This is a genomic window from Methanosarcina sp. (assembly GCF_049706645.1).
Taxonomy (GTDB): domain Archaea; phylum Halobacteriota; class Methanosarcinia; order Methanosarcinales; family Methanosarcinaceae; genus Methanosarcina.
The window spans coordinates 30,838-57,150 of sequence record NZ_JBNAKP010000038.1 but is presented as its reverse complement, the minus strand read 5'-3'; the positions used below and the strand labels follow the sequence as shown (position 1 = coordinate 57,150).

Annotated in this window: 26 protein-coding genes and 1 tRNA gene; 18 read left to right on the top strand and 9 right to left on the bottom strand. The window is 41.9% G+C overall.

Going from position 1 to position 26,313, the window contains the following annotated elements; genetic code table 11:
• Positions 1–477 precede the first annotated feature (477 nt).
• Positions 478–2,220 carry a DEAD/DEAH box helicase gene (locus ACPK8D_RS13430; RefSeq protein WP_424718367.1) on the top strand — a complete coding sequence of 581 codons (1,743 nt, stop codon included), beginning with the start codon at positions 478–480 and terminating at the stop codon, positions 2,218–2,220.
• 201 nt (positions 2,221–2,421) lie between these two features.
• Here the strand turns inward: ACPK8D_RS13430 and ACPK8D_RS13425 are convergent, their stop codons facing one another.
• Positions 2,422–3,123, bottom strand: coding sequence for a class I SAM-dependent methyltransferase (locus ACPK8D_RS13425; protein ID WP_424718366.1), 702 nt, complete (start codon positions 3,121–3,123; stop codon positions 2,422–2,424).
• A gap of 398 nt (positions 3,124–3,521) precedes the next feature.
• Between ACPK8D_RS13425 and ACPK8D_RS13420 the strand changes: the two genes are divergently transcribed.
• Entirely contained in the window at positions 3,522–5,456 is a 1,935-nt protein-coding gene (locus ACPK8D_RS13420; protein ID WP_424718365.1) for a hydantoinase/oxoprolinase family protein, read from the top strand.
• 75 nt (positions 5,457–5,531) lie between these two features.
• Positions 5,532–6,233: a metallophosphoesterase family protein gene (locus tag ACPK8D_RS13415; RefSeq protein ID WP_424718364.1), complete on the top strand. Its 702-nt coding sequence runs from the start codon at positions 5,532–5,534 to the stop codon at positions 6,231–6,233.
• A 41-nt stretch (positions 6,234–6,274) separates the two neighbouring features.
• Here ACPK8D_RS13415 and ACPK8D_RS13410 read toward each other — a convergent pair whose 3' ends face one another.
• On the bottom strand, positions 6,275–6,688 hold the full coding sequence (locus ACPK8D_RS13410) for a putative zinc-binding protein (RefSeq protein WP_424718363.1): 414 nt from the start codon (positions 6,686–6,688) through the stop codon (positions 6,275–6,277).
• Between the two features lie 266 nt (positions 6,689–6,954).
• A complete protein-coding gene (locus ACPK8D_RS13405) occupies positions 6,955–7,455 on the bottom strand; it encodes a metallophosphoesterase (protein ID WP_424718362.1) in 501 nt (166 codons plus the stop codon).
• 542 nt (positions 7,456–7,997) lie between these two features.
• Between ACPK8D_RS13405 and queC the strand changes: the two genes are divergently transcribed.
• The 5 genes from queC (at position 7,998) to nifB (ending at position 11,893) form a co-directional block, all read left to right on the top strand.
• The gene (gene queC / locus ACPK8D_RS13400) at positions 7,998–8,693 is read left to right on the top strand and encodes a 7-cyano-7-deazaguanine synthase QueC (RefSeq protein WP_424718361.1); all 696 of its coding nucleotides are present in this window, start codon (positions 7,998–8,000) and stop codon (positions 8,691–8,693) included.
• A gap of 97 nt (positions 8,694–8,790) precedes the next feature.
• Complete coding sequence (locus tag ACPK8D_RS13395) at positions 8,791–9,351, top strand: DUF366 family protein (RefSeq protein WP_424718360.1); 561 nt, start codon at positions 8,791–8,793, stop codon at positions 9,349–9,351.
• Complete coding sequence (locus ACPK8D_RS13390) at positions 9,351–10,118, top strand: 7-carboxy-7-deazaguanine synthase QueE (protein ID WP_424718359.1); 768 nt, start codon at positions 9,351–9,353, stop codon at positions 10,116–10,118. The genes ACPK8D_RS13395 and ACPK8D_RS13390 overlap by 1 nt, the downstream gene beginning before the upstream one ends.
• Positions 10,119–10,204: 86 nt before the next feature.
• Complete coding sequence (queD, locus tag ACPK8D_RS13385; protein WP_424718358.1) at positions 10,205–10,558, top strand: 6-carboxytetrahydropterin synthase QueD; 354 nt, start codon at positions 10,205–10,207, stop codon at positions 10,556–10,558.
• A 366-nt stretch (positions 10,559–10,924) separates the two neighbouring features.
• Positions 10,925–11,893, top strand: coding sequence for a nitrogenase cofactor biosynthesis protein NifB (gene nifB, locus ACPK8D_RS13380; protein ID WP_424718357.1), 969 nt, complete (start codon positions 10,925–10,927; stop codon positions 11,891–11,893).
• 217 nt (positions 11,894–12,110) lie between these two features.
• Here nifB and ACPK8D_RS13375 read toward each other — a convergent pair whose 3' ends face one another.
• Entirely contained in the window at positions 12,111–12,287 is a 177-nt protein-coding gene (locus tag ACPK8D_RS13375; RefSeq protein WP_424718408.1) for a 4Fe-4S binding protein, read from the bottom strand.
• A 417-nt stretch (positions 12,288–12,704) separates the two neighbouring features.
• On the opposite strand from ACPK8D_RS13375, the gene ACPK8D_RS13370 reads away from it, so the two are divergent.
• Positions 12,705–13,685 (top strand): methanogenesis marker 2 protein, encoded by a 981-nt coding sequence (locus ACPK8D_RS13370; protein WP_424718356.1) that lies wholly within the window; start codon positions 12,705–12,707, stop codon positions 13,683–13,685.
• Between the two features lie 195 nt (positions 13,686–13,880).
• Here ACPK8D_RS13370 and ACPK8D_RS13365 read toward each other — a convergent pair whose 3' ends face one another.
• Positions 13,881–14,189 (bottom strand): hypothetical protein, encoded by a 309-nt coding sequence (locus ACPK8D_RS13365; protein WP_424718355.1) that lies wholly within the window; start codon positions 14,187–14,189, stop codon positions 13,881–13,883.
• An 842-nt stretch (positions 14,190–15,031) separates the two neighbouring features.
• Here ACPK8D_RS13365 and ACPK8D_RS13360 point away from each other — a divergent pair.
• The 3 genes from ACPK8D_RS13360 to ACPK8D_RS13350 all read left to right on the top strand — a co-directional run bounded on the left by ACPK8D_RS13360 (position 15,032) and on the right by ACPK8D_RS13350 (position 16,203).
• A complete protein-coding gene (locus ACPK8D_RS13360) occupies positions 15,032–15,346 on the top strand; it encodes a DUF5611 family protein (RefSeq protein ID WP_424718354.1) in 315 nt (104 codons plus the stop codon).
• A gap of 75 nt (positions 15,347–15,421) precedes the next feature.
• On the top strand, positions 15,422–15,934 hold the full coding sequence (locus tag ACPK8D_RS13355; protein ID WP_424718353.1) for a chorismate--pyruvate lyase family protein: 513 nt from the start codon (positions 15,422–15,424) through the stop codon (positions 15,932–15,934).
• 197 nt (positions 15,935–16,131) lie between these two features.
• A tRNA-Thr gene (locus ACPK8D_RS13350) sits at positions 16,132–16,203 on the top strand.
• Between the two features lie 2,155 nt (positions 16,204–18,358).
• Here ACPK8D_RS13350 and ACPK8D_RS13345 read toward each other — a convergent pair.
• Positions 18,359–18,706, bottom strand: coding sequence for a hypothetical protein (locus ACPK8D_RS13345; protein ID WP_424718352.1), 348 nt, complete (start codon positions 18,704–18,706; stop codon positions 18,359–18,361).
• 687 nt (positions 18,707–19,393) lie between these two features.
• Positions 19,394–19,609 carry a hypothetical protein gene (locus ACPK8D_RS13340; protein ID WP_424718351.1) on the bottom strand — a complete coding sequence of 72 codons (216 nt, stop codon included), beginning with the start codon at positions 19,607–19,609 and terminating at the stop codon, positions 19,394–19,396.
• Positions 19,610–20,016: 407 nt separating this feature from the next.
• Here ACPK8D_RS13340 and ACPK8D_RS13335 point away from each other — a divergent pair, with 407 nt between their 5' ends.
• From ACPK8D_RS13335 to ACPK8D_RS13315, 5 genes are all read left to right on the top strand, one after another.
• A complete protein-coding gene (locus ACPK8D_RS13335) occupies positions 20,017–20,592 on the top strand; it encodes a phosphohydrolase (RefSeq protein WP_424718350.1) in 576 nt (191 codons plus the stop codon).
• Positions 20,593–21,147: 555 nt separating this feature from the next.
• Positions 21,148–22,035: a hypothetical protein gene (locus ACPK8D_RS13330; RefSeq protein ID WP_424718349.1), complete on the top strand. Its 888-nt coding sequence runs from the start codon at positions 21,148–21,150 to the stop codon at positions 22,033–22,035.
• Between the two features lie 211 nt (positions 22,036–22,246).
• Entirely contained in the window at positions 22,247–22,348 is a 102-nt protein-coding gene (locus ACPK8D_RS13325) for a VOC family protein (RefSeq protein WP_424718348.1), read from the top strand.
• Between the two features lie 92 nt (positions 22,349–22,440).
• Positions 22,441–22,560: a histidine kinase dimerization/phosphoacceptor domain -containing protein gene (locus tag ACPK8D_RS13320; protein WP_424718347.1), complete on the top strand. Its 120-nt coding sequence runs from the start codon at positions 22,441–22,443 to the stop codon at positions 22,558–22,560.
• The gene (locus ACPK8D_RS13315; protein WP_424718346.1) at positions 22,557–23,003 is read left to right on the top strand and encodes a sensor histidine kinase; all 447 of its coding nucleotides are present in this window, start codon (positions 22,557–22,559) and stop codon (positions 23,001–23,003) included. Before ACPK8D_RS13320 ends, ACPK8D_RS13315 begins: the two co-directional genes overlap by 4 nt.
• 668 nt (positions 23,004–23,671) lie before the next feature.
• On the opposite strand, the gene ACPK8D_RS13310 is transcribed toward ACPK8D_RS13315, so the two are convergent.
• On the bottom strand, positions 23,672–24,079 hold the full coding sequence (locus tag ACPK8D_RS13310) for a DUF1699 family protein (protein WP_424718345.1): 408 nt from the start codon (positions 24,077–24,079) through the stop codon (positions 23,672–23,674).
• Between the two features lie 409 nt (positions 24,080–24,488).
• Here ACPK8D_RS13310 and ACPK8D_RS13305 point away from each other — a divergent pair, with 409 nt between their 5' ends.
• A complete protein-coding gene (locus ACPK8D_RS13305) occupies positions 24,489–25,742 on the top strand; it encodes a chromosome segregation ATPase (protein WP_424718344.1) in 1,254 nt (417 codons plus the stop codon).
• A gap of 31 nt (positions 25,743–25,773) precedes the next feature.
• Here the strand turns inward: ACPK8D_RS13305 and ACPK8D_RS13300 are convergent, their stop codons facing one another.
• A complete protein-coding gene (locus tag ACPK8D_RS13300; RefSeq protein ID WP_424718343.1) occupies positions 25,774–26,229 on the bottom strand; it encodes a DUF1699 family protein in 456 nt (151 codons plus the stop codon).
• Between the last annotated feature and the right edge of the window lie 84 nt (positions 26,230–26,313).

The window sequence follows — 26,313 nt, the reverse complement described above, 5'->3', positions numbered from 1 at the left end:
TCCTGAAAATGACTGGCACTGGCTCAGGGGCTGTTCCGGACAATAGAAAGCTTTATCAGTAAGTATCTCATTAGAGGGGTAGCAAAGGGTTATATACAGGAAAAGGGGTTACAGGGTAACTATCAAGTTAAAGGTTATTTAATCTAAATTATCTAATCTAATAATTCAGTCTGCCTGTATCACAGGGAAGAACTCAAAAAAGCGTCCGGAACTTATCCAAGAAAATCGAATTTTTGCTGTATAAGTTTTATGTAAATCGGTTGTGAATTTCCCTGGTCCTTAGGCACCTTCTCGCATTCCCGGGGATATTAACCATTTATACGGCGTGTTTACCTGTTTTTAGCTGGTATCATGTACCGGTTTGATAAGTGGCCTCTTCCGCAAGGATACTGCCGGGTATGCGGCAGCGTATATGAGCAGCAGGTCTGCAAGTTGCAGGATCTGGTAAAAAATAATAGTCAATGTTAGAGTGAGTACATGGAAAAATTAGCAAAATTTAAGGCATTGGGGCTTTCAGACAGTACGTTAAAAGCCCTCAAAAAGAAAGGGTTTGAAGAACCAACCCCAATTCAGGAAAAGGTCATCCCGCTTTTTTTGAAAGGAGATTGTGATATTATAGGGCAGGCTCAGACAGGAACCGGAAAAACCACGGCTTTCGGAGCACCCATTATAGAAAAAATTCCTGAGAAATCAGGAAAGGTGCAGGCAATAGTCCTGACTCCAACTCGAGAACTGGCAATCCAGGTCTCAGAAGAACTCAACTCCCTGAAAGGGGACAAGAAGCTGCATATCGTCCCGATTTACGGTGGACAATCCATGACCCAGCAACTCAGGATGCTGAAAAGCGGAATTGACATCGTTGTGGGAACCCCTGGAAGAATCATCGATCATCTTGAACGGAAGAGCTTGAATCTGGAGCACATTGCATATTTCGTGCTGGACGAGGCCGATGAAATGCTCAATATGGGCTTTATTGATGAAATTAAGGAAATCTTAAAGGCAACAGGACCTGAAAAACGAATGCTTTTCTTTTCAGCTACAATGCCAAAGCCGATCCTTGGCATCGTCAAAAAATACATGCGGGACTATGAGCATGTTGCCATTGAGAAAGAAGAACTTGTCGCAGACCTGACCGAGCAGATCTACTTCGAAGTCCAGGAGAACGACAAATTCGAAGCCCTGTGCAGGATTATCGATATTGAAGATGAATTCTACGGGCTTGTGTTCTGCAGAACAAAAACCGATACTGCCCAGCTCGCCCAGAAACTTGGGGACAGGGGATACGCAGCCGATGCCCTGCACGGCGACCTTTCCCAGAATGAGAGGGAAAAGATCCTGAACAAGTTCAGGAAGCAGAAGATCAGCATCCTCGCGGCGACTGACGTCGCAGCAAGAGGTATCGATATCATGGACCTGACCCATGTTATCAACTATACTCTTCCCCAGGACCCTGAGTCTTATGTACACAGGATCGGAAGGACAGGAAGAGCAGGAAAGCAGGGAACTGCTATCACCTTTGTCACATCCAGCGAATACAGGCGGCTCACTTACATAAAAAAGACTTCAAATTCAGAAATGAAGAAAGGAAAACTGCCTGAGATTAAAGATGTGATTAAAGCCAAAAGGACAAGAGTAAAAGCCGAACTTGATTCTACCATAAAAATGGAAGAATACGGCGACTGCCTTGAGATGAGCGAAAAGCTACTCGATGAATACCCTGCAGAAAAAATCCTGGCTGCACTTCTGAAGTACGCTTTCAAAGAACAGTTCGACGAAAGCATGTACGCAGAGATTTCCGGCAGCTCCTATGTCGATAGAAAAGGCAAAACCAGGCTATTCATTGCTATGGGAAAAGTCGACGGCATGACCCCTGACAAGCTGTGCGAGTTCATTCAGGAAGAGACAGGAGACAACGAACTGAAAATAAGGGACGCAGAAATTTTCCCTCACTTTTCCTTCGTAAGTGTACCCTTTGCCCAGGCTGAAGCCTTACTTGAGATCTTCAAAAACAAACAGAGAGGAAGAAAACCCTTTGTTGAACTTGCCCAGAAATCGAAAGGAAGAAGTTCAAAGGGTGCTGGTGAATCTCGCGGTGGCACTCGTAGCGACTCTCCTCGCAACGGCTCTCGCAGTGATTCTCGCAGCGGCTCTCGCAGCACGAGCAGCACCGGTTATACGAGAAACACGAAAAGTACGAAAAGAAAAGAATCTTCGTACTAATTCCATTTATTTATTCAGGCTTCCTGGGCTGTAAAGTTTCAGGAAATCCGACAAATTCCGGGAGTAATTATATTATCCGGACTCTTATTTTTTTTAGACTAGTTTTTAAAATCCTAAGATCTATAAATCTTTGGTTTGACAGTTTCTTTACCTGCATACGAGTAAGTGTAAAACATAAATCCGCACAAAAAGTAAACCGAATTATTTAATGCAGTAAAACCCAGCCTGCATATAAGAGTACCAGAATAACTCCACGGTTTTGAATCCTGTCTCTCTTAAGAGTTTCAGATGCTCTTCGACAGTTATGGGGAAATACTCAGTATCAAAACGCTTCAGATGCTCTTCTATCTCTTCATCAGTCCTGCCATGGACTTGCTGGAAATTGCTCCAGTACCGTTTTCCTATAATTATTCCCTCTTCGGTTAATGGCCTGATATTTTCGAAGGTAATGTAAACGCCACCTTCCTTTAGAAGATTATAGCACACACCAGTGGCTTTAGCCCTGCCTTCGCGTGTAAGGTAGTGATGGCACTGTATGGCAGTGATTACGTCCGGTTGTTCTTCCAGTTCCTGAGAGAATTCCTGGGTAGCCGACGCTTTCAGGAACTCCAGCCTGTCGGCAGGGCAGGCTGAAAGTTTTTTTCTTGCCTGGTTCAGCATGCTTTCCGAAGGATCAAGCAAAAGGAATTTTGTTGCGGGAAATTCTTTAATTGCCTTATTGACCAGAGAACCGGTTCCGCATCCGGTATCCAGCCATATTCTCGGGCTGGATGGCAGGGATTTGACGAAATTGATAGTTTCCCCATGAAAGCAGGAGTAATAAGGGAGAACGCCGGAGATCCGGGCGTCAAAATCCTCAGGGAGATGAGGAGTAGCATCAGGGACAGGCTTTGCAGGAGTCATAACAGCAGGGTCCTTTTAAACTGATTCTAATTGAAAATTATTTCTTCTTTAGAAATGGAGGTAATTAATGTTTTCCTTAACAGTACACCAATTTTTTGTCCAGGTCTCAATTAAAGCCTCAAAGAGCCATAGACCTTAATAAGAGAAATTTAAAGTGCCTTCTGACATTTATAGTAGAGTTCCCTCCTTATACCTTTAAATGAAGTTATCAATTTCAGCCGTTTCAAATCATCTTGAAATAACCATTTATATTTAATAATCCCAAATATTACTGCCTTAGTATTACCTTATCAACATTTCTTTATCCTGAAGTCTGTATTCTCATTTAGTTATTTGGAAGAGAAATTACAATCTATCAAAAGGTATTTTCATAAAAAGAAAAAAGGAGTTATTTTGTCATGCATTATAGCCTTGGGATTGATGCTGGAGGCACTTATACCGATGCAGTGCTTATAAGCGACTCGGACGGAGAGATTATAGACTCGAATAAAGCGCTTACAACTTATCCCGATCCGCTCGCAGGCATTAAAAACGTAATTGATGGCCTCAATCCCGAATATCTCAAAAACGTAAAGCTGGTTTCGGTTTCAACGACCCTTTCCACAAATACCATTCTTGAAGGTACAGGTTTTCCTGTAGCCCTGATCCTTATAGGAGACCATCCGCTTGAAAAGGAGCTGCCGGCCGAACACGTACTTTTTGCTGCCGGCGGGCATAACCACAATGGAGAAGAGGTTACTGCCCTTGATCTTGAGGCTGTTGAGAAATTTGCCCTGCGGGTCAAGGACAGGGTTTCAGCTTTTGCCATATCTTCTTACTTCAGCACAAGGAATCCTGAGCACGAAATAAAAGCCAGGGACCTGGTTCTTGAGCGCACTGGACTGCCTGCGGTTTGCGGGCATGAGCTTTCCCAGGAACTGGGAGCTTACGAAAGGGCGGTAACAGCTTTTCTCAATGCGCAGCTCATTCCTATAACAAGGCAGTTCGTGCAGTCCATTATTTCTGATATCATGAAGCGCGGGATTAATGCACGGCTTCTTATGCTCAAATGCGACGGCTCGGTATTGGGGATAAAAGATGCCCTGAAAAAACCCATCGAAACGATCTTTTCAGGCCCGGCAGCAAGTCTTGTAGGGGCTTCTTACCTTTCAGGGCTTAAGACCTGTGCGGTTGTGGACGTAGGCGGCACGAGCACGGATATCTCCTCAATCTGTATGGGTGTGCCTGACCTGAGCGACGAAGGAGCCGTTGTAGGAGGCTGGAAAACCCGCGTCCGGGCTATCCGAATGGAAACGACGGCTACAGGTGGAGACAGCCATATCTGGACTGTTAACAGGGAGCTTTTCCTCGGGCCCAGGCGAGTCATGCCGCTGGCAGTAGCTGCGGTAAAATATTCGCTTTTTCTGAATAATCTCAAAAGAACGCCCGTGCCTGCCAGAGAGGATCTCGATGAGAATATCCAGCCCACAAAGTTTTTTGTAAGATCCGGCTACAAGGCAGGAGAATTGAGCAGGGCTGAAACCGAAGTACTGGAAGTTATCGGGGAAGAGCCGGTTTCAGTGCCCGAAATCAAAGCCCTGATCCGAAAAGACCTTCACCCCCACACACTCGATTCCCTTATCAGGAAACGCCTTGTACAGGCAATCGGTTTCACTCCTACTGATGCTCTGCATGTGCTGGGAGAATACACAGCCTGGAACGAGGAGGCTTCCCGGGTAGGCGCAGAAAGGCTTGCAAGGCTCATGCGTATGGCCCCAGGAGAGTTTTGCACTGCCGTAAAAAAACGGGTTGCCAGGAACATGGCACTCCATCTACTCTCGTATATTCTGGCAGGCGTTCCGTATTCATCCATTGCAAAAATCCTGGACGGAAACTATCCTGCCAGATTCAAACTGGATGTTCCGGTTGTGCTGCTCGGAGGGCCTGTACGGGCGTACAGGAAAGAACTGGAAGAACTCATTGATGCCGAAATTCTGGTGCCTGAACACGCCGAGGTAGGCAATGCTGTCGGGGCCCTTGTAGGAAAAGGCATTAAAAGAGTTGAAATTCTGATACGGCCAACAAGCCTGATGTCCCCGGACAAGGATTTCATTGTCTTTGCCCCGGGCAGCAGGCTGAAGTTTGATACATATTCGGAAGCTCTTGAAACCGCAACCGAACTTGGTAAAAAGCTTGTTATGGATTATATGAGAGATTGCGGCCTCAGTGGAAACCAGGTTGAGATTTCAGTTGAGAAAAAAACGATCTCGCCTGACGGCTGGAATCATCCGCCTATGGAGACAAATCTGCTGATAATGGGAGTAGGGATGCGCGGACTACAATTTAAAGAGTAAAATGGAAGAGAGGTAAAGGGGAGAAAGCGAAGGGGAATAAGAAAAAGAGAAAAAATAAGGAAAAAGGGGAAAGACATGAAAATCCTGCTGATTGCCGACATCCATGCAAACTCCGAAGCCCTTGAGACTGTTCTGGAAATCCCTCATGATAGGGCCATCTGTCTCGGAGATATTGTTGACTATGGGCCTGACCCGGACAAATGTATCGACCTCCTGCGCATGAAAGGAATTTCTGTAATAAGGGGAAACCACGATAATGCAGTTGCTTTCAGGGTAGATTGCCAGTGTGGGTACAAATACAAGCACCTCTCGGTTGCAACCAGAGAATACACCTGGGAAACCCTTGACAGGTCAAGAATGGGATACCTTCAGAATCTGCCCCTCCTGATCCGGGAGGAAATCGACGGAAAAAGGCTCTACCTGACCCATGCAAGCCCCCGTTCCATGTTCGAATACATAAAACCCGAAACCCCTGACGAAGAAATCCGGGAAATGGTAAATGGGGCAACGGAACCTGTGGAAGCAGAATTTCTTGCAGTCGGGCACTCTCATATCCCTATGAACAGGAAGCTCGGAGACCTGACAATAATAAATCCGGGCTCTGTGGGCCAACCGAGAGACGGGGATATCCGGGCAAGCTGTGCTGTTTTTGATACCGAAAGCGGGAAAGTAGAGCACCTGCGCCTCGATTACGATATCGATTCGGTCTGCGCAAAAATCAAAGAAAGAATGCCCCATGCCGATGAACTTATAGCTATTCTCAGGCGGGGATACTGATATCAAAAGCGAGGCAATAAAGTAGTGCTGACAGGCTGAATTCAGGAGTCCTTTATAACTCTGATAATTTTTTCTATGTACTCGGGTTTGAGATCCGAAGGCTTTGTTTTCTCGATCCCGAGTTCTGTAACCATCAGATATACGTCGGCTTTCAGCCCGGCTTCATCGAGCTTTTTTGTGGCACAGCGGTCCGTGCATCCGTCCAGGGCAAGAATTTTAAAGCCGTCTGACAGTGCGTCCTCAACCGCATCAACCCCTTTATGAGCAGCTGCAGCCCTGTACAGGTCAGGCCTCCGGAAAGCAAGAGCCGACGCTGCCTGCATCGTAAGTTTTCCTGTATTGGAAAGGCCAGAACAGGCAAAAATAAGGGTATTTTTTCTTTTTCCGGAGATTTTTTCCGTTTCATCCGGCTTGCCAGGTAGAGAGTCTGTAGGTTCCGTTCCTGCTGGTTTCATGGCTGTTACAACCTTAATGAGAGATACATTCTTGATAAAAAGTACAAACCTTAGTGAAAGATACAAACCTTAGTAATAGATACGACCTTTAATGAAAAGTTGTTTCAAAAAAGGTTGAAATGGAAACTGCGCGAGAACTAATATAATTTCCGGTATTATCGCCAGCTAACCAGGCTCGGTTTTCCGCCTCGAAAAAGCCGAAAAGCCGAAAAAGTCGAAAAATGCCAAAAAAGCTAAAAAAGCTAAAAAATAAGAGGGGAGTAAAATCAATCCAGTTCAAGCTGAGTTATCTCAACGTTGAGATTTGCAATCTCAAGAACGGCAACAGTTGATTTTCCGGAAAGCACGCCCGAGGATTCCCCTGGATTTATCACAGTGACCCCCTCAATGATTTTGACATCCGGATCATGAGTATGGCCCCGGACTATCACGTCGAATTCCCCTGATTTGGCAAGCGCTTTGACCAGGGCTTCGTTTGTCCCGTGCAGAAGGGCGATATGCAGCCCGTCAATCGTCAGGTCTCCAAAGTCCCCGCAGGAAACAGCTCCGATTTCTTCAAGTCGCTTTGTAAGTGTTAATTTGTCCCCGTCATTGTTTCCGAATACAAAGTAGAGTTTTGGCTTCAGTTCCTTAAAGGCTCTTGCAGTAAAAGGAGAGATAATATCTCCTGCGTGAAGCACGGCTTTTACTCCTCTTTCATTAAAAAATTCCACAGCTTTCCGGAGAGCATTCATGTTATCATGTGAATCTGAAATAATTCCAATCAAGTTATCCCACCTCTTAGATTAGATTTCCCTATTTAATATATAGTGGGATTTACTAAAAAGAATTTGCTAAGCAGATTCTTTAGAGCCTTTTCCGGAAATTAAAATTTTACAGGCAGGATTTTAAAGTCGGGTTTTGGAGCCGAATTTCAGACTTAAACCTTAAACCGGAGCTGCTTTTCCATTGTTGCACCGGGAGTAAATCTGGGACAGCACGAAGCCAGAGGCTCAGCCTTGAAACTCCGCCACGGAAACAGCTACTTTTAAATACGAGTTACTGGTATTATTGGAATAATCCCTGAAGAATACCCGGAGAATCCTGACGGAATAAATTAGGGAAATCCTGAAAAATAGATTCAGAGAAATTCCTTATTGGATTTAAATAATAAATTGAATTCTCTGTTGAATTTAAATAATAAGTGTAGTTTCCTGTTGAATATAAATAACCAGTGTCGTTTCCTGTTGAATTTAAATAATCGGTTTAACTTGAATTAAAATATTAAATTTAATTTGAATTAAAATAGTAAGTTTAGTAGTGAGTTAAAATGAAAGCTATAACCCTTCTGAGCAGCGGGCTTGATTCAATTGCTGCGCTCGCAATCGCAGCGGAAGACCTTGATATTGAGATGGCCATTACCTTTGATTACAGGCAGAGGGCCAGAGAGAGGGAAATTGAGTACTCACGAAAGGTATGCGAATATTTCGGAATTGAGCACAGGGTTATAAAACTGGACTGGCTTTCGGAAATAACATCTACCTCCCTTGTTAACAGGGATATTGAAGTCCCATCCATGTCATTCGAGGATATTGACGAAGCAGCGCCTGCAGAAATTACAGAAGCTTCAGCAAAGGCGGTCTGGGTTCCTAACAGAAACGGGGTAATGCTCAATATCGCAGGAAGCTTTGCTGAAAGCAGAGAATGTGATTACCTGGTTGTGGGCTTTAACGGAGAAGAGGCCGGGACCTTCCCTGACAATTCCCTTGCCTACGTGCAGGCAATGGACAGGGCTTTTTTCTATTCTACCCGGAACGGAGTAAAAATACTGGCTCCTTTAATTGAGCTTGGGAAATCCGAAATCGTAAGAAAAGCTCTCGAAGCAAAAGCTCCTCTTGAGTACAGCTGGAGCTGCTACCACGGAGGAGAAATACCCTGCGGAAAGTGCGAAAGCTGCGTGCGCAGAGCACGTGCTTTTAAAAATGCAGATGTAAAAGACCCTCTTCTGGAAAGGCTTGGGATCTGAGCTGAAAGAACCTGGTCGGATACCGATAACGTGTATTAGGAAAGAATTTCAGAAAGATTTGCAGAAAATTTACAACGAAACTTATAGAGAGAATTCCATGAAATGCATCGTTTTACCTGAGAAATTTGATTATGACGGGAGCCAGATTTCCTCTCTCTGGGCCTACAACAATTTTGGAGTTCAGGAAGACTCGGTTGTAGTTTTTAGAGGGGCATGCGACGTAAAAATCGAGCACATGATCGACCTCGAAGACCGACGAGCAAACGAATCAATCTGGTCCGAAGATATGGTAAATTTCATTATCGAACATTTTGATTCTACGGACCTTAAACTTATCTATACCCGGCAGCGTCTTTTTACAGCCATTGTAAGAGAATACCTTGCAGATATCGGGGTCCAGACAACGCGGGAAGGAGATGACCTTTTCCTTAAAGGAAAAAAACTGACAGTCTCGATTGCCAGCACCTCTGCAGTTTCCCAGAAGATCCATTTTGGCATTAATGTTTCTCATGATGTATACGGAAATCTGGAAGAAGCCGGAATAGGAGAGGGCAAACAGGTTGCAAGTTTCATGCAGGCAATAGGAGATGCCTATATCCGCGAGTTTGAAGATATAGAAAAGGACCTGAGAAAGTCCAGGCCCCTGGGAGTTGTATAATGTCAGCTTCGGGTTTTATGTCTGCTCCTATAAGGGAGGTTTTCTGTTCTGTGCAGGGAGAGGGTCCGTATGTTGGAACAAGGCAGGCTTTTGTCCGCTTTTCTGGCTGCAACCTCAATTGCAATTATTGTGATACGGACTTTGCAAACCCTGGAACCTGTGATTATGAGCAGGTGGAAGGGAGCGGCAGCTTTGAGAAAATCAAAAATCCTGTGAGTATCGACCGGCTGGAAGCTATACTGCAGCCTTTCAAAAAGCTCCATTCAGTCTCCCTGACCGGGGGAGAACCTCTCCTGTACGCGGATTTTATAGAAAGGCTGAATGTTGCCTCGCCGCTTTACCTTGAATCCAATATGACCCTGCCTGAACAGGCCAGAAAGCTGATTGAAAAGGTTACTTATGTGTCAGGAGATTTCAAACTTCCCGAATCGCTTTGGGGTATCGGGCCTGAAGCCAGGGAAGCACACATGGAAAACACAATAGAATGTTTCAGGCTTCTGAGAAAAAGCCATTCAAGGGATTGCTTTTGCAAGATTGTGGTAGACAGGAATACGGAATTAGAAACCGTAAATCCGGCCGTAGAGGCCATAGCTCCTTACGTATCCTGTGTAATTCTCCAGCCTGAAACCCCGATTGGCCGTGACCCGATGAGTTCGGGATTTATACAGGCATCCGTGCAGAACATTATGGAGCTGCAGAAGAGCCTGCTTGAAATCATAGACACACGAATTATCCCCCAGACCCACAGGATGTGGGGGTGCTTATAATCGGAATTAAGGAGAATAAAAAGAGCATTAAAGTGAGAAAGATATTCTTGAAAGGAATGCTCAATTGAAACGGGGTGTATGACTAAATGGCAAAAATGAGATTGGGAGTTATTGATTATATCGACAGTGCCCACTACCTTCCAGGGCACGGAAAATGCGGAAGAGTACACGGCCATACATATAAAATCGAGGTCGTAATAGAAGGAGAAGTCAGGGAAAGTGGGATGGTTATTGATTTCTACGACCTGAAGAAAGGAGTCAAGGAAATCCTGGTAGAGTACGACCATATGCTGTTAAACGAAATCCTTGAATTCCCCAGTTCCGAATACCTGTGCCAGCATATCCACTCCCGCCTTCTGGAGAAGTTCGGCTTCCCTCTCAGGGTCAGAATCTGGGAAGGGGAAGGAAAATGGTGCGAAATGGACAATTTCTCAGAATAAGCAGATCTGATAGCGTGTATTCTGATAACTTTATACTGGCAACATTCATAATTACTCCCAGCTTACCCCAAAGATTTGTTGGGAGATAACTTCATAGAGATGCAATAAATTCACGACGATGTAAAAATTCACTGAAGACCTCTAATACTATACGAGGTTTATATAATTAGAGTGATTTTAATAAATAGTAATATAAAATCGAGACCTGGCAGGGACTCCGGAGAAGTACCTCGAAATTCTCCGGAATTCCAGAGAAATTCCACAATGTATATCAAGGGGCGCATCATAGGGTGAATTAGACATCCTGAAACTGCCCTGTACTGAGATTCTGCTGTACTTTAAAACTCCGAACGGAGGAGAACACATTTGCCAGAAGAGAACAATCTTATAAGTGACATAGACAGCCCTAAATTTGGAGAGGAGCTCCTGAGAAAGATTGCCGAACATCCCTGCTATGACAGGAAAGCCCAGCATAAGTACGGGAGAATTCACCTGGCTGTGGCTCCGTCATGCAATATCCAGTGTAACTTCTGCGTTCGGGAATTTGATTGTGTAAATGAGAGCCGCCCAGGGGTTACGAGTAAGGTTCTTACTCCGCAGGAAGCCCTTGAAAAGACAAAGCAGGTCCTGGCAGAGTACCCTTTCATCAAGGTTGTCGGGATCGCAGGCCCTGGAGATCCCCTGGCTAACAAAGAGACCTTTGAAACCTTTGAACTGATAAAAAAAGAGTTTCCTGAACTCACACTCTGTATGAGTACAAACGGACTCCTGCTCCCCGAAAAGCTGGAAGATATCCTGCGCGTGGGAGTTTCCACATTAACGGTGACGATAAACGCAATCGATCCCGAGATCCAGGCAAAAATCGTGGATCATATAATGTATCATGGAAAGATTTACAGGGGAGTCGAAGCCGCAGAAATCCAGATAAAGAACCAGCTTGAAGGCGTCAGAGCGGCTGTCGAGGCAGGAGTGGTTATCAAGGTCAACACTGTGCTTGTCCCGGGCGTTAATGACAAACACGTAGTTGAGATTGCCAGAAAACTCAACGAACTCGGTGTCTACATAATGAATATCATGCCCCTTATCAACCAGGGAGCCTTTGCAAATATTGAGCCGCCCACCGCAGAAGAGCGAAAAGCTGTCCAGCAGGCGTGCGAACCTTACGTTCTGCAAATGCGCCACTGCAGGCAGTGCAGAGCTGATGCTTACGGACTTCTTGCTCAGGATATGTCACAGATGAGTGAAGAACGCAGAAAGCTCATAAAAATCCAGACAAAAGAGGATATCGAAAAAGTAGGAGAAATCCTTAAGGAAGACGGGAAAGAAGAAGCTTGAAAAGAGAAAGTATTAAGATAGAATTTTCTCCAGTAGCTAAGGATATCTAGCCAGTAGCTATAAGAATATCTCGCCGGTAATGTCTGTAATTTTTAGCTATGGAATTGAAAAAAGCTTCTAAATCCGAATTCCGGATCAGAAACCTGAAAGGCGGAGTACTCTTACTCCACTTCTCAGATCTATTTTAAAAACGTACTTAAAATTGTATTTAAAAGCGTTACTCGATTGTGATTGCGCTGTTAGGGCAGGCATCTTCGCAGGCACCGCAGTCAAGGCATTCACTTTCATCTACAACTGCAATATCATCGTCACTTAGAGAAATTGCAGCTGCTGGGCATTCGTCTACGCAGCTTCCACAGCCTGTGCAGGAATCGGCATTAATTTTTGCTACCATGTTTTTCATTCCTTATTTAGCAGTAAGAGATTTTTATATATTTGAAAAGATATTAGGTTGCCTTAATAGAATAGAAGAACTTAATAAAAACCTGTCGCTTCTTTTCAGAGAAAGAAAGAAAAAAAGAGATAAAGGATAAACTGAATAGGTACTCACCAAAATATCTCAGGATATCTTCAACAAGGGAAGTTTCGTAACTTGTCGTTAATTAATAGATATCTTACTAAGAATGTTATCTAATTACTGATGTACTCGTATTTGTGCTACTGATGTACTCATACCTGTACTATTTAATTACTCGTACCTGTCTGCTAATACTCGTACTTGTATTACTAATGTATTCGCGTTGTATTACTGACTACTCGTATTTGTATTACTATGTACTCGTATCAATTAAAAACAAAAGGAAGCCTGACATTGAACCTGGAAGAGCTCGCAGAAAGGATAAAAACCTTCGAAGGGGTTACCCGAAAAAAACAGATTGAGGACATTGTTTCAATTTTCGAAACCGTCCGCCCGGAGTATAAGAACGCAATCGTTGATTTTGGAGACGATGCGGCAGTTATCGATATAGGAGGAGACGATGTTATCCTCTTTGCAGCAGATGGGATCTGGGGAAGGCTGCTGGATGCCAGCCCCTGGTGGGCAGGCTATGGAGCTGTAGTCGTTAATGTGAACGATATCGCAGCAATGGGCGGAAAGCCCCTTGCTATGGTAGATATAGCTTCTTCAAACTCCGAAACGGCTTGCAGGGAACTTATGGAAGGCCTGGCTGAAGGGGTCAGGAAATTCGGCGTTCCGGTTGTAGGCGGGCACGTCCATCCTGATACGGAGTACAATTCCATTTCAGTTGCCATTATCGGGATAGTTAAAAGAGATTGCGTGATCCGAAGCGACACCGCCCGGCCCGGAGACCTGGTTATTGCAGCTTACGACATGGATGGGAAGATAGGGCCGAATTCCCCTTACAGCTGGGACACGACATCTTTTAAAGCCCCGGCCACAATCAGGGAAACCTACCTAGTAACCCAGGAAATCGCAAAGCGGAAACTTGCCACTGCAGGCAAAGACATAAGCAATCCAGGGCTTATAGGCACACTTGGAATGCTCTGTGAAACAAGCAAAGTTGGTGCAGCCGTGGACCTTGAGAAAGTTCCGAAACCCGAGAACGTGGATTTTGAACAGTGGCTGAAAGTGCACCCGGGGACAGGCTACGTGTTTACTGCAGACGCGGAAAAGGCTGAAGAATGCAGAAAAGTCTTTGAAAAGGCAGGGCTTACAGCCGCCATTATCGGGGAAATCGAAGCCGGCTCGAAACTCGATATGTTTAATAAAACAGGTAGAGTAACGGCATTTGATTTTTCAAGGGAAAGCATTACAGGCATCGGTTCCGAGTAATCGGGATCCACCTGGCATGTCTTTATCTTTTTAACATTTATGTCTTTTACACTTTTCTAAAAAAAGATTAGTATTTACTGCTGTTTTTCAAATTTTATATTCCTCAGTCCATTGGCCCGAAGAAGTGTTACAGGACTGAAGAAATTCAGCAGGATTTTCTGAAAAATTTAACAGGTTTGAGGAAATTTAACAGGATTACTGGCTTTCAATCCAGGCCTTCATTTCGTCATAGAGGAATTTTTCAGCAGCCTGAACCTTCTCCAGAGGGCCGCGCAGAACAAGGAGCTCCCTTTCTTCACTGTTTGCTACGCCAACAAACATTTTCCTTGTCAGAGGTTCGAGCCCGAACTCTTCAACAATATCGTAAATAATAGATACAACCGTGCCTGGAGGGATTATAAGGTCGTAAAGTTGTTCATTTTCCAGATCGCTGCATTCTTCCGTTTTTTCTTTTTCAAGCTCCTTTGAAGCAACTAATTCTTCCAGATTCAGTTTTTTATGCATCCTGAGGTCACCTTCTTATTCTTTTTACTCATAATTTCTATCAATTTAGATCAGCTTCTATCAAAAAGAAGCAGATTCAGTCAAGCGGACAGGCATTTTGTTTGCTTATTGTTAAAGCAATCGATAAGACAAATCGAGTTAAATGTTCAGAGATTAAGGCATGTAATCAGTCTCTTTTTTGTATCAACTTATGATAGGCATAATCATATTTATGATTGATTCTCGCGAGCATTATCTACTATAGACAGAATATTTAATTTGCAAAGTATAACGCCAAATTTATAAAATTGCAACATAAAAATCGGAACTAAATTACGATATAATATACAACCGGAACAGACTATTGAAAGAAGACCAGAAGCAAAACTCAGATAAAACAAGGATAAACACCGGTAAAAATAAAAATAAAAAAATAAAAGTAATGAAGAAAAAGCTGCAGATAAAATACGGATAAACTTCAAATGAGTTATAGATAAACTAATACGAAGTACTGATAGAATATAGAATAAAAAGGGACTTCCCTAAAGTGAAAGCAAGAAAATCCGTGTTAAGAACTCGTTTGAAAATATAACTCAGATTAAATTAATGGCCAATGTTAAATATGAGCAGAACTGAATAATTAGAGGTGTACTCTGGAAAGTGGTATCTTTTCTTCTACTTATTTATCTAGTATGATATGCTGGAATATAACAAAATATGCTGGAATGTAAGAAAAGGTACTACGTGTGAGTTAATGTAAGGGAATGTGAGGGAATGTGAGGGAATGTGAGGGAAAGGGTTCTAAGCAAACCGATTCTAAGCAAACTTTATCTGAGATGAAAATCTCTTATAAGAGGATAGCAATGCAACAGTACAAATTAAAACGCGGTTTTAAGCCTGATATTGACAGGATTTACTCGGTAATGGAGGAGTGTTTTCCCGGGGAAATCTCCAGAAACGGAGGAGTCCTTGAGACTTCCTATGGAGCTTTGTCAAAGATAAAAGTCTGGATCGAGAATAAAATGCTCTCTGTGGACACGGTTTCCGACAAAGCCGTAACCGATGACAAAATAGTCATGCAGACCAATAGGGCCTTCCGGGATTTTCTGAACAAAGCTACCGGATATACGGCAAAAGAGCGCATAAAAAACGCCAAGAAAGAAGTCGGAGAGGAGTAAAACTCCTGACGGCTCAATTCTGTTTTGAAACTCGAAATTCCTGCTACCTGGCAACCCCTACCTGGAGGTATCTTTTTGAACACGGATTTTCTGGAAAAACTGAAGAGCTTTGAGATTCCCACCTGCCTGCGGGTCTGCTGCGGGACCGACGGTTCTGTTACCTTCCTGCTGGAGATAATGACCAGACAGCCGGTAAGCGTGATAACCGAGTCCCAGTACACGGTTAAAGCCGACAAAGCAATAGCTGCCCTTCTGGGCGTGGAAGAAGGCAGTGAGATAAACGACCGGGTAGTCCAGCTCTCCGCAGACGGCACAACGTTTGTCCATGCAAGATCCCTCTCCCCCCTCGAACGCATGCCTGATACCATGCGGGAACAACTCATGCGGGCGGACATCCCGATTGGCCGAATCCTGCGCAGCCATAACCTTGAAACCAGGCGCGACATGGGCGAACTCGAAATCCTTGAAGGGGAACCCACCTTTGACGGCATACCTGTTCTTTCCCGCTCCTACAAGATAGTCCACAACAACCACGTCCTCATGTGGATCAACGAGCGCTTCCCGATCGATAAACGCTGGAATTTATAAAGGAAATACAAAGTAAAACCAAACCCGGCAATAAAATTGAAATATTCAGGCTTTTTTCGAAGCCAGTTTTCTAATTTATTTTAATTATATCCACAAATTTTCCAGCAGTCACAGGGGATTTCTCTCCTGTCCCTGTGGTCAGTCGAAAGCTTTATATCTCTGCTGTGATATTTTGGAGATGCTCTTAGAGCAGCAGTGCCTTGGTGGCTTAGGGGTATAGCGCGTCCTTGGTAAGGACGAGGTCGCGGGTTCAAATCCCGCCCGAGGCTTTTTTTATTTTTTTGATTTTCTTTGTTCTTTTTGTTTCTATTATTCTATTATTATACTCAGGTTCAAAGCCTACTTTTAGAAACTCTGAGGAATAGAATCTGGTTTTTTACAGAAATGGCTTCAAGTTTTTATGGAAATCATTATCTGTATGCCATTTTTGTGACGGCGCAGGTAAGTATGCCGTATATAGGAAATTGAGGTCAGGTGAGTCGAGCAATAAAACAAAGTCAGTGACCAGAAGTTATTAGCAAAAATATACGAAAATAGCTTCCAAATTACAGTAAATTCGCAACACTTCTCCATTCAATCCACCGAGACAACAAGAAAACGATATCATTCATTCTCATCCGGCTCTAAATGTGTGATTGCAAAAGTGCATTCTGCCTAGCTTTTTTAATTGTTGTAGTTAAAAAACTAAATAGAGTGCATTCGTGACAGTAAACGCTAGCAGAAATTACTTGATCGATATCGAATCTGCATGAATCTGCCGTAATAGACAGATCTAGACAGATCTGTTCATTAAATGTAAGAAAAAAACATGAGAGATAGTATAAAAATTAAAAGAAATTCGTTTTGAGAATTACGTTGTAAATTATACGGAACTCTTAGGCCGCTATTGACAGCCACCAGTTCAAGACAAAACGGGTACAAAGGATTTGTCCGTTCAATCTCGAAAAGGTGGCTATTACGATTGTCTATCCAATCTGCTCAGAACCAGCTATAATCATTGAAGATTACTTTGAATTTCTGGGACAGAATGATTGCAAAATTCGCGATATACATTGCATTTCCCTCCACTCTTTAGTGTACTTTTATGCTTTTTTGAATCTCGTTGCACAGTCACCGGCTCAAGACAAAGTTAATTCGCGGGATTTGTCCATATTATCTCGAAAAGGTGGCTATATGACAAGCTTCCAATCTGCTCAATACCAGTCATTGAAGATTACTTTGAATTTCTGGCAAAGAATAATTGCAAAATTCTCGATATACATCAATTTCCCCCCTGTCATTAATTTATTTTCTATTTTATTCGGATACTTCTTGAATAGTCACCGGCTCAAGACAAAATGAATTCACGGGATTTGTCCATACTATCTCGAAAGGCGGCTATTATGACTACTTTTCCAGGCTCTGTTATTATTTAATACTCCTAGCAATTCTCCAAAATATATTGGGATTCTATCCTGATTTTAAGATTGACATGTCTAAATTTTAACTGCTAGTGAGTGTATACAAATATGGCTTTAATTTACATCCTACCTTTGGCAGATAATTTGTTAGTTTCCTGACAACTTACTGATTGTTTTTTGTCTATTTACCTATGATAGGATACTTAATTATATGTAAATAATGATATAAAATTTCTAAAGAAAATGTACTTAGAATCTGTACTCAGAACCTGCACTCACGGTTACATTTAACCTGTATCAGCTGCAGGCGGCACAACGGTGTGGGACTCAAAATTGATGGCTTTTTTGAAACTCTGCTTCAAAATTTCTTATATTCAAAGAATCTGCATATGTCCCAGGTCTGGATTCATAAATGAGAACACGTGGGATTGTATGTACTGGACGTGATTTTCATTTTAAGATACTTGAACTTCTGCTGCATCAATAGCGTTTACAGTTATCGTTTTTTCTCTTGAATAAAACAGTTTAAGATTTGATTCAAAACTAAGTTGAAGAAACTAGAAGGTGTTCTTGAAACGAATTTCTGAAGAGTTGCGAAGTGCGGCACCTGGTCAAGGCCAGGTTCCTTTTTTATTCACTTATAGGATCAACTGCTCAATAATTTAATAGTAACCTGTTTCAGTATGTTCCTGAGCAAAACAAGAAGGAAATATTGGTGCTGAGTATAATCTCGTTTTGAAATTAAGTGCTCCCATGTTTTTTGGCAGAAAGCCGAAGGAGCACTTAACTTAAAACCTCTTTTATAAAACTCTATAATTTAGAATTCCTATAAAGCCGAAAAAATCAGCTCTGATTTCTATATAAGTTCTGTTTTCTATTTATTGTCCATTTATATTTATTTTCTATTTATATTTATTTTCTATTTATATACTACTTTCTTGGGCAGATGGCCCTTATTTTTGCCCAGGGATCAAAAAAATTACGGGCAAAGCAGGGAACAAAGTTTAGAGACAGGGCTATCCATTTAGTCTCTTTCTTCTTCCTCTTCAGGATTCATGAACTCGTCGAAACATGTGAGACAGATACATTTATCGTCAGGGGATACTTCTTTAAAGTCCACCTTGAGACCACCGGGTTTTATGGTTCCCAGCCTCAATACATAGAAATGTTCACCGAATTCGACTGGCTGCCCGCATCTCGAACATAAGAAGGGGGGATTCTCAACCGATTCAGTCGCACACTCAATACATATCAAATCGGACTTATCCCCGTGAACGTCCTTGAATTTAATTGGTTTCATATCCTGGCTGGTATCCACGACCAGCACATCTTCCAGCAGTTCCCGACCACAGATATTGCAAAATTCCTTCATTTTATTGCCTCCCTTCATTATGTCGCCTCTATTTTCCAGAGGATTTCCCACAAAATTCTGTACTGAGCCTGCAAGAGGTTTTCATGTTGATTTTAATATACCCGTTTTTCAGTCAACTTTATTCCTCTTTTCGGCCTGTATTGTACTTATATCAAAAGAGATATTTAAAAATGTTATTATTTAAAAGTATTGTCACCTGATTCGATGTCTTCCATACCGAGTTTTCCTTATTACTCTACAGAAAATTTACAGGGGACTTTTTGAGGAAGATTTGAACATTGAAGATCCCTGATGCATTAAATATACCAGGTACTATATAAATAAAAGAAGACGCTAAACACTAAATTTCTGTGGTTTTGATAGCAAAACTACTTCCTGGTAGCTCAGGTGCATAACGCGTCTCTGGTAAGGACGAGGTTGCAGGTTCGAATCCCGCCCGAGACTTAAATTTTTGTTTCAGGTATCCTGTTTCATTTAAAGAGGTGATAAAGTAGCTGTGAGCAGGTATGATTTTAGTTTTCAAAAAAGATTGGAATCTTAAGCGCGGCCGCAATTTTTATGTGAAAAAAGAGAAAAGTTTGATATACCAGATTATGACATTTTGATTTTATATTCATTAGTGCCCTAAAAGTTTAAAGAAACTAAAGTTTATTTCCGTTCTATCCTGGATATAACGAAATTCAGTCTTTAATCCGGTGGTATTCCATTGTCTTTGAGATCGCAGGTGATATCACTGTTTACCGGCGTAGCTGTCAGAGATGAGGTATCTGTGCCAGGTACATCCTGCTCCTTGACGCCAGTATCTTCAGCACTTACTGCCGGAACTGTCACTGCTAATATGAGCAAGACTGCCAGAAGTATACACACTATCTTTTTGATTTTACTAGATTTCTGTTCTTCCATATAGTAACTCCCTAGTGTTGTTTATTTTAGTACTAATTTTTGAATGATAATAAGATATCCAGAATCTTAATATTCCTTTCTATGTAGAACTGTAAGAATATTGTAAAAAATAACAGTCAATGATACTACAAGACAATCAAACACCCTAACTTAAAAATAAAAAAGAATTTGTACTCAATGACACAACAGAAGTAAAAAAAGCCTGTGAATAAATAGATGATTTTTATCCGATCTCGGTTTCTAGATTAAGAATCTATCTGGTTTATTTTGTATTCATTTCTTCCGATGCCATAACGGAAGGTCCTGTACACTTCTGACAGGACAATCCAAATTCGCCTATATTTTTCAGATTTTATAATGATAGCTTTATTTATAATTAAAAATCATTATATATCTGGTGATCTGGCTTGTGTCAATCCAAAGTCTATGTAGCAGCAGATCTTTATCTCGGATACACCGGCATAATCAGGCGCAACAACCGCCCGTTTATGGATGTAGAAGAAATGAATAAGGCGTTGCTTAAGAACTGGAACGATACGGTTTGTTTTAATGATATCGTTTATTTCCTGGGCGACATTTCCTATGGGAAAAGCGCAGAAGATATGGATTACTGGTTAAAGCGTCTGTCAGGAAATATCGTATTTATTAAGGGAGACCAGGATCTCTCTGAAAATATAGAATTCCTGCTGGATTATGTCACTGTAGATATCGGCAATAAACACTTCTGTCTAGTATACAACCCGACAGATGCACCGGAAGATTTCGATGGCTGGATAATTCACGCACATAGTTACAGCCATGATTTTGAAAAGCAACCCTTTGTAGATTGCGAAAGGAAAACGATAAATATCTCGCTGGAGGCTACAGACTATCGCCCCATAGAGTTTGCTGAGATCGAAGGAATCGTTTCCTGGGCTGATTCAATCTATTCAGAGCCGGATTACCTGGCGACCTATGAAGTCCCTGCGATTATGCAGAATTAAACAACCAGGTCTAACAACCATGTTTAAGAGGATTCCCGGAGCTGTGAGAGCACCTGCGATAGGAATCCATTGCCTATTTCTTCTTTTAATTGTTATTCTGGTGATTCAGCTAAGGCTCGTGAGAAAAACTGCAGGACATACTCAGGCTGTCTCGCAACCTAAAGGAATAACGTCAAATTGACTGTTATCTGCTGTTCTATATCCAATTCGTTATGTTTCTGCACGTTTGGAATCGGAATCTGGAGAAAACTTTGCTATTTTTGGAAGGAATAAAGAGCTTAAAGAGCCAATTCTGGACTTTATTATAATTCATACGGACAGATGCATACATATGTATTTTAGCAACTGGGCAAATCTCCTGTAGGTTGGGCAAATGTCCTGTAAATTGTATTCCGGTATGGTCACTCCGGTATGGTTGTTCCAATATGTTATGCGTTTGAAGAAGCATAATTAGCACATAATTACTCTGAAATAAGATATGGAGCAGAAAACATGATAGAACTGAGAGGAAAGATAGAATTGAGAGGAAATCCTGTAAAGTAAGAGGAACAGAAAATGACCGATTATAAACGCACGATTTTAATTTATTATCACGACGATAATGACGGATGCTGTGCAGCCGCTGTAGCCGGGAATTACTATGACCGGAATGAGTTTGCCATAAAGTTTGTTTCTATAAATTACGGCAAAGAGTCATGGAATGAGGAAGAAATAGAGGCAGCCGAAAAAGTATGGCTTCTTGATTTTACAAGCGATAAAATGGATGAATTCGTAAAGGCTTGCGGGCCTAAACTGATATGGATAGATCATCATAAGACCGCTATGGAGAAGTTTCCGGAAATATGGAATTCAGGCAGTATTCCGGGAATCCGGTCCATTGAAAAGGCAGCCTGTGTGCTTACATGGGAGTGGACACACCCTGAATATATCTCACCTCCTCCGGCTGTCGCCTATATTGGTGACAAAGACATGTGGAGGTTTGAATACGTTGAGACCAGGGCTTTCAGTGCAGGCTTCAGTCTGATGGTGAAAACCCCTGATGATCCCGTATGGGAAGTGCTTCTCGGTTCGGAGTATGAGGACACTGTGAATAAAATGATAGCCATCGGTGAATTACTCCTGGAAGCTCAAGGTTACAAAATTCAGAAAGCCTTCGACCGTGGGGTGGATTTCATTTTTCATAACTTGAAGGCCAGGCTTGTAAATACTACCGGGAACATCTCCGATCTTGGGGAATTCATCTATAAGAAGCCTGAATATGATATTGCGGTCATGTGGCAGGCTGTAGAGGATATGGTAGTATTCAGCCTGAGGTCGGATTCAGGGAACCCGGATTCACCCGATTGTGCCGAAATTGCCCAGCAATATGGCGGCGGAGGGCACAAAAATGCTGCCGGATTCCAGAGAAAGAATATGGATTTCCCACGCCTGCTTTTCACATGAAATCAGGCCTTATGGCTCAGGGGCATAGCGTATCCCTGTTAGAGCTTTGTCGCGGGGCCGTCAGGCAAAAGCAACGCCAGGTGCACCTGAAGATCTCGCACGAAGCTTTCTGTCTTTTTCAATTTCTCTTTTTAGAAACGATTATAGAAAATTTACTGTATATGCAGATTCACTGTATATAATAGATTAGTAGAGTAAAAAAGAGAAGTGAATGAAAAGATCAAAGCAGAAAATTACTACATTTTTAATGTTTTCCGGTAATGCCGAAGAAGCAATGAATTTTTATATTTCTTTATTTGACCAGTCAGAATGAAACCAGTTTATATCCTCTGGTCACTATCGGGCCTGAGGGCAAGATTACTGACGTAAATGGCGCTACGGAACTGGTTACCGGATATTCCAGAGATGAATGAAGCATTTCGGGAAAGCCAGAACCGGGTTATTTCCATGGCTATTATCCATGAGGAACTTTACAAAGGAGATAAGATCGATACCCTGGACTTTGGAGATTACCTCCGGAATTGACTGCAGACCTTTTCCGCTCATACAGGCTGGGAAATGAGGAGATCAGCCTGAAACTTGAACTTGAAAAAGTATATCTGGGCATGGATACCGCAATCCCTCTTGGAATTATTGTAAACGAACTGGTTTCAAATGCCCTGAAGCATACTTTTCCTGCAGGAACCAGAGGAGAAATCGGCATAGTTCTCAGCCGAGCCGAAGCTTATAAAATAAGGCAGCCTGAAAATTCATGGACAGAACGAAACTGCCCGGATGGCGGAGACTTGCAGTTTTCACTGGTTGTAGAGGATAACGGAAAAGGTTTTCCCGCAGAACATGATCTCAAAAGTCCGGATTCTCTGGGACTCGAACTTGTAAATATTCTCGTGGAACAGATCGAGGGTTGTATTGAGCTTGAAAAGGATGGCAAAACGAGATTTGTGATATGGCTTAGCAAGAGAGAATGAAAAGGCAATGGACGAGATTTCACTGCCTGCTTATTCTCTAACCGGATTTTATTGTCGGATTAGCTGTTTATTCCTAAATACCTGTTTATTCATTTCATTGACTGTTTATCTTTTCTGGTTTCAATGAGAAGTAGTTAATACCAGCAGGTTTTAGAACTGGATCTCAAAATTGGATTTTCCTGTTTTTTCGGCACTCTAAAGAGGAATTTACCAGGTATTGTTCAGTTATAGGTACTCACAGGGTAATCTTTATTTCTGAGAGTCTATTCAATTTGATTTAGTTTATACTATGAAGGTCTACAAAAGATTGGAAAGCACTACCAGAGAAAATAAAGGAGTGTAATAAATAAAAGGATAATAAAAATTTTAAAGTATTGGAAGTTATCTAATAACAAAGTTTTAAGAGTTAGAGAAGTTAAAAAATACGGAAGAGCTGAAATTGTGAAGAAGAGCAGAACTATAAGAATTGAGATTATAAAGAAAAGTTGAAATTATGAAGAAGAACTGAAATTAGAAAAAACCGAAATTATGAGAAAAAGCTGAAATTATGAAAAATAACTGAGATTACGAAAAAAACATGAATTATAAAATTATATAAATAGAATAATAAGAAACCGGGCGTAAAAAGAAATAAAATTGAGGAGAGTTAAAGCTACTGCTTCAGGCTCTCAGGCTGTAACATCCTTTCTAAGGATGTAAGCAACCATCTCAGGGTTAAGTTTGCTTTCCCTTGAGACCTTTTCCTCAATCGCTTCAGTGGATTTACCTTCAGTTTTGAGTTCTTTTATTTCCTCAATAATTGACGAGGGAATGCGGTAGTACTCATTTATATCCTTCCTGTGGCCCCAGACATCGCCTTCGATGAGCTGGATACGCTGCATTTCAAGGAACATTTCTATGGATTTGGAAACTGTACGCCGGTAAGATTTCGGAAGCTGTATGACCTCAATCTTCGGACAGTTCTCAACCAGCGAAAAAATATCCTTGTTTGAAGGCCTGAAGGCCAGATGCACAATCCTCTCATTTGGATTCAGTGTAAAGATTTCGTCTCTTGAACTCACAACCCTTATTTTCAAAGTGTATCCTCCAGATCTATTGATTTTTTTCACTTGATAGTAAAAAATTCTTCATTAAATATTTTTCTATAATTACCGGATTCATTTAAAAAGAATTTTTATTTACACCTTTTTAGTTATTTTTACAAAATGCCCATCTAAATAATAAAAATCAGTATGTATAACAGTGTTTTTAGCAAAACTTAAAGAAATATTTGGGACATTTTGCAGGATACATACAGAACAAAATCAACAGAAAATCAGATTTTTGTTGGAGATATTCTCTTTTGCCTCGGGTCAGGGCAGATTTAATATATTTATTATGTATGCCGAAATCTCTATAAACCCGGGTTCTCCCGAAAAAATTGCACAACTTTTATAAAATGTCATGTTCAATATACTTCAGATATCACTTTGAAGAGGCTCATGCATGGAAGATCCTGTTATCTCAAAAATAAAAAGTCAATTTGATAAAAAAGGAAATCCGGCAAAGATTCCGCTGATGAGCGGGAAACATTTTTTTGAAGCTCGATCCGAAACGGATGGAGTCTACGTTGACAACCTGAAAAACCAGCCATTTCTCCCCTGGGAGATTTTTTCCGAAGCCGTTAACTGTATAAGGGAAAACGGCGGGAAGGCAAAGAAAGGAAACGCAACAAATTCGAGATTTGGTGACCCTAACCTTGGCCCGGATACCCTGGAGGGCCATATTGCCAGCAAAATTTACGGCTGCAGGATAGGCGATACCGTTTTTAAGAGAGTAACCCCGGTAGCTTCCATCCTTGCCTGGGCCGGAATCTGTGAAAACACACGAGGACAGATAAGTTTTATCTCCGACGAAAAGGAATTACAGGCTTTTCAAAGTGAAAATGAAATTTCTCCGGCCTTTAGTGAGGAAGAGAACGGAGAAGGTTCAGGGATAAATTCCCTTTATTTCCAGCCGGACAGCAAGCAGTCTGAATTGAAAAACCTGGAAGCAGGGCTTGAAGAAAAAACCCAGAAGATAAATGAACTTCACGAACAACTTACAGACAAAGAAGAAGAGTTAGACAGGCTAAAAAAAGAGCTTGAAGAGCGTGAAAAGCTTTTCCGTGAAAAAGATTCGGAACTGCAGTCCCTTCAGGAAAAATTCATGGATAAGAGTGGAGAAGCCGTAAATCTTGAGTCCAGGCTCATAGAAAAAGAAGAAAAGATCGACGGCCTTACTGAAGAACTCAGGGAAAGAGCAGAAAGACTAAGCACCCTTGGTGAGAAACTTTCAGCGACAGAAAGAGAAATAGAAAAACTTACGGAAAGCATCTTTATAAAAGATAAAGATCTCAAGACCCTGGCTGGAGAGGTTATTGCAAAGGCCGGGGAGATGAGGAAAATTGAAGAGAAGCTTGCCGGGAAAGAAAGAAAAATAAACACCATGGAAGCAATGCTTGCCACGGCTGAAGAGAAAGTAAAAAAGCTTGAGAAGCAGCTTTCAGCCTGTGAAGGAGAAGAAAAACTGGCAATCCAGCTTAGAGAAAAGGAAGAGTTTATAAAGCAATTAAAAGGGACCCTTGCAAGTAAAGAAGAAGCGTTTTCGAAGGTTAGCGAGGAAAACCGAAAATATCGAATGCAGCAAAAACTCGCATCTGAAGGGTTAAAACAGATAGAAGAACAGAAAGCCTCACGAAAATGGTGGAAACGCCTGTAAGCCGCCGGAAGTAGAGCAAGAATTCCTCTATTTAAACTTTGTTCATTCGTGGCCGCTCCGGACCTGCTGCCAGGAACGAGCTGTGGAGCAAGTGAAGAATCATGTCAGGACTAATTTTCCTTATATTTGTTATCTCCCCGATAATTTCTTCCTCGGTTCTTCCCTGAACTTTCAATTCTTTTATTTTTTCAAGCACGTAAGCGGGTATTACAAAATAATTATTAAGATCATGCCAGTGCCCGCTGACATCCCCCTTTACCAGATGAATACCTGAAGAAGAAAGGTACATCTTGATAAATTTGGAGAGTCCTTCATAGGAAGATGCGGGAAGCTGAAGTAATTCTATCCCGGGACATGTCTTGACCAGACTAAAAAGATCCCGGTCCGAAGGTCTAAAAGCAAGGTGTACAGCCTTCTCCTCTGCTTCCAGGCCGGAAATCTCGTCCCTGTTTGTTACGACTCTGATGCGTACACTACCTAGCCCCATTTATGCTCCCTCTCCTATCTAAGCATGGATCATTTATTTAATTTTGTATTTCAGTCTTTCTGATCAAATTTCAGTACAATGATA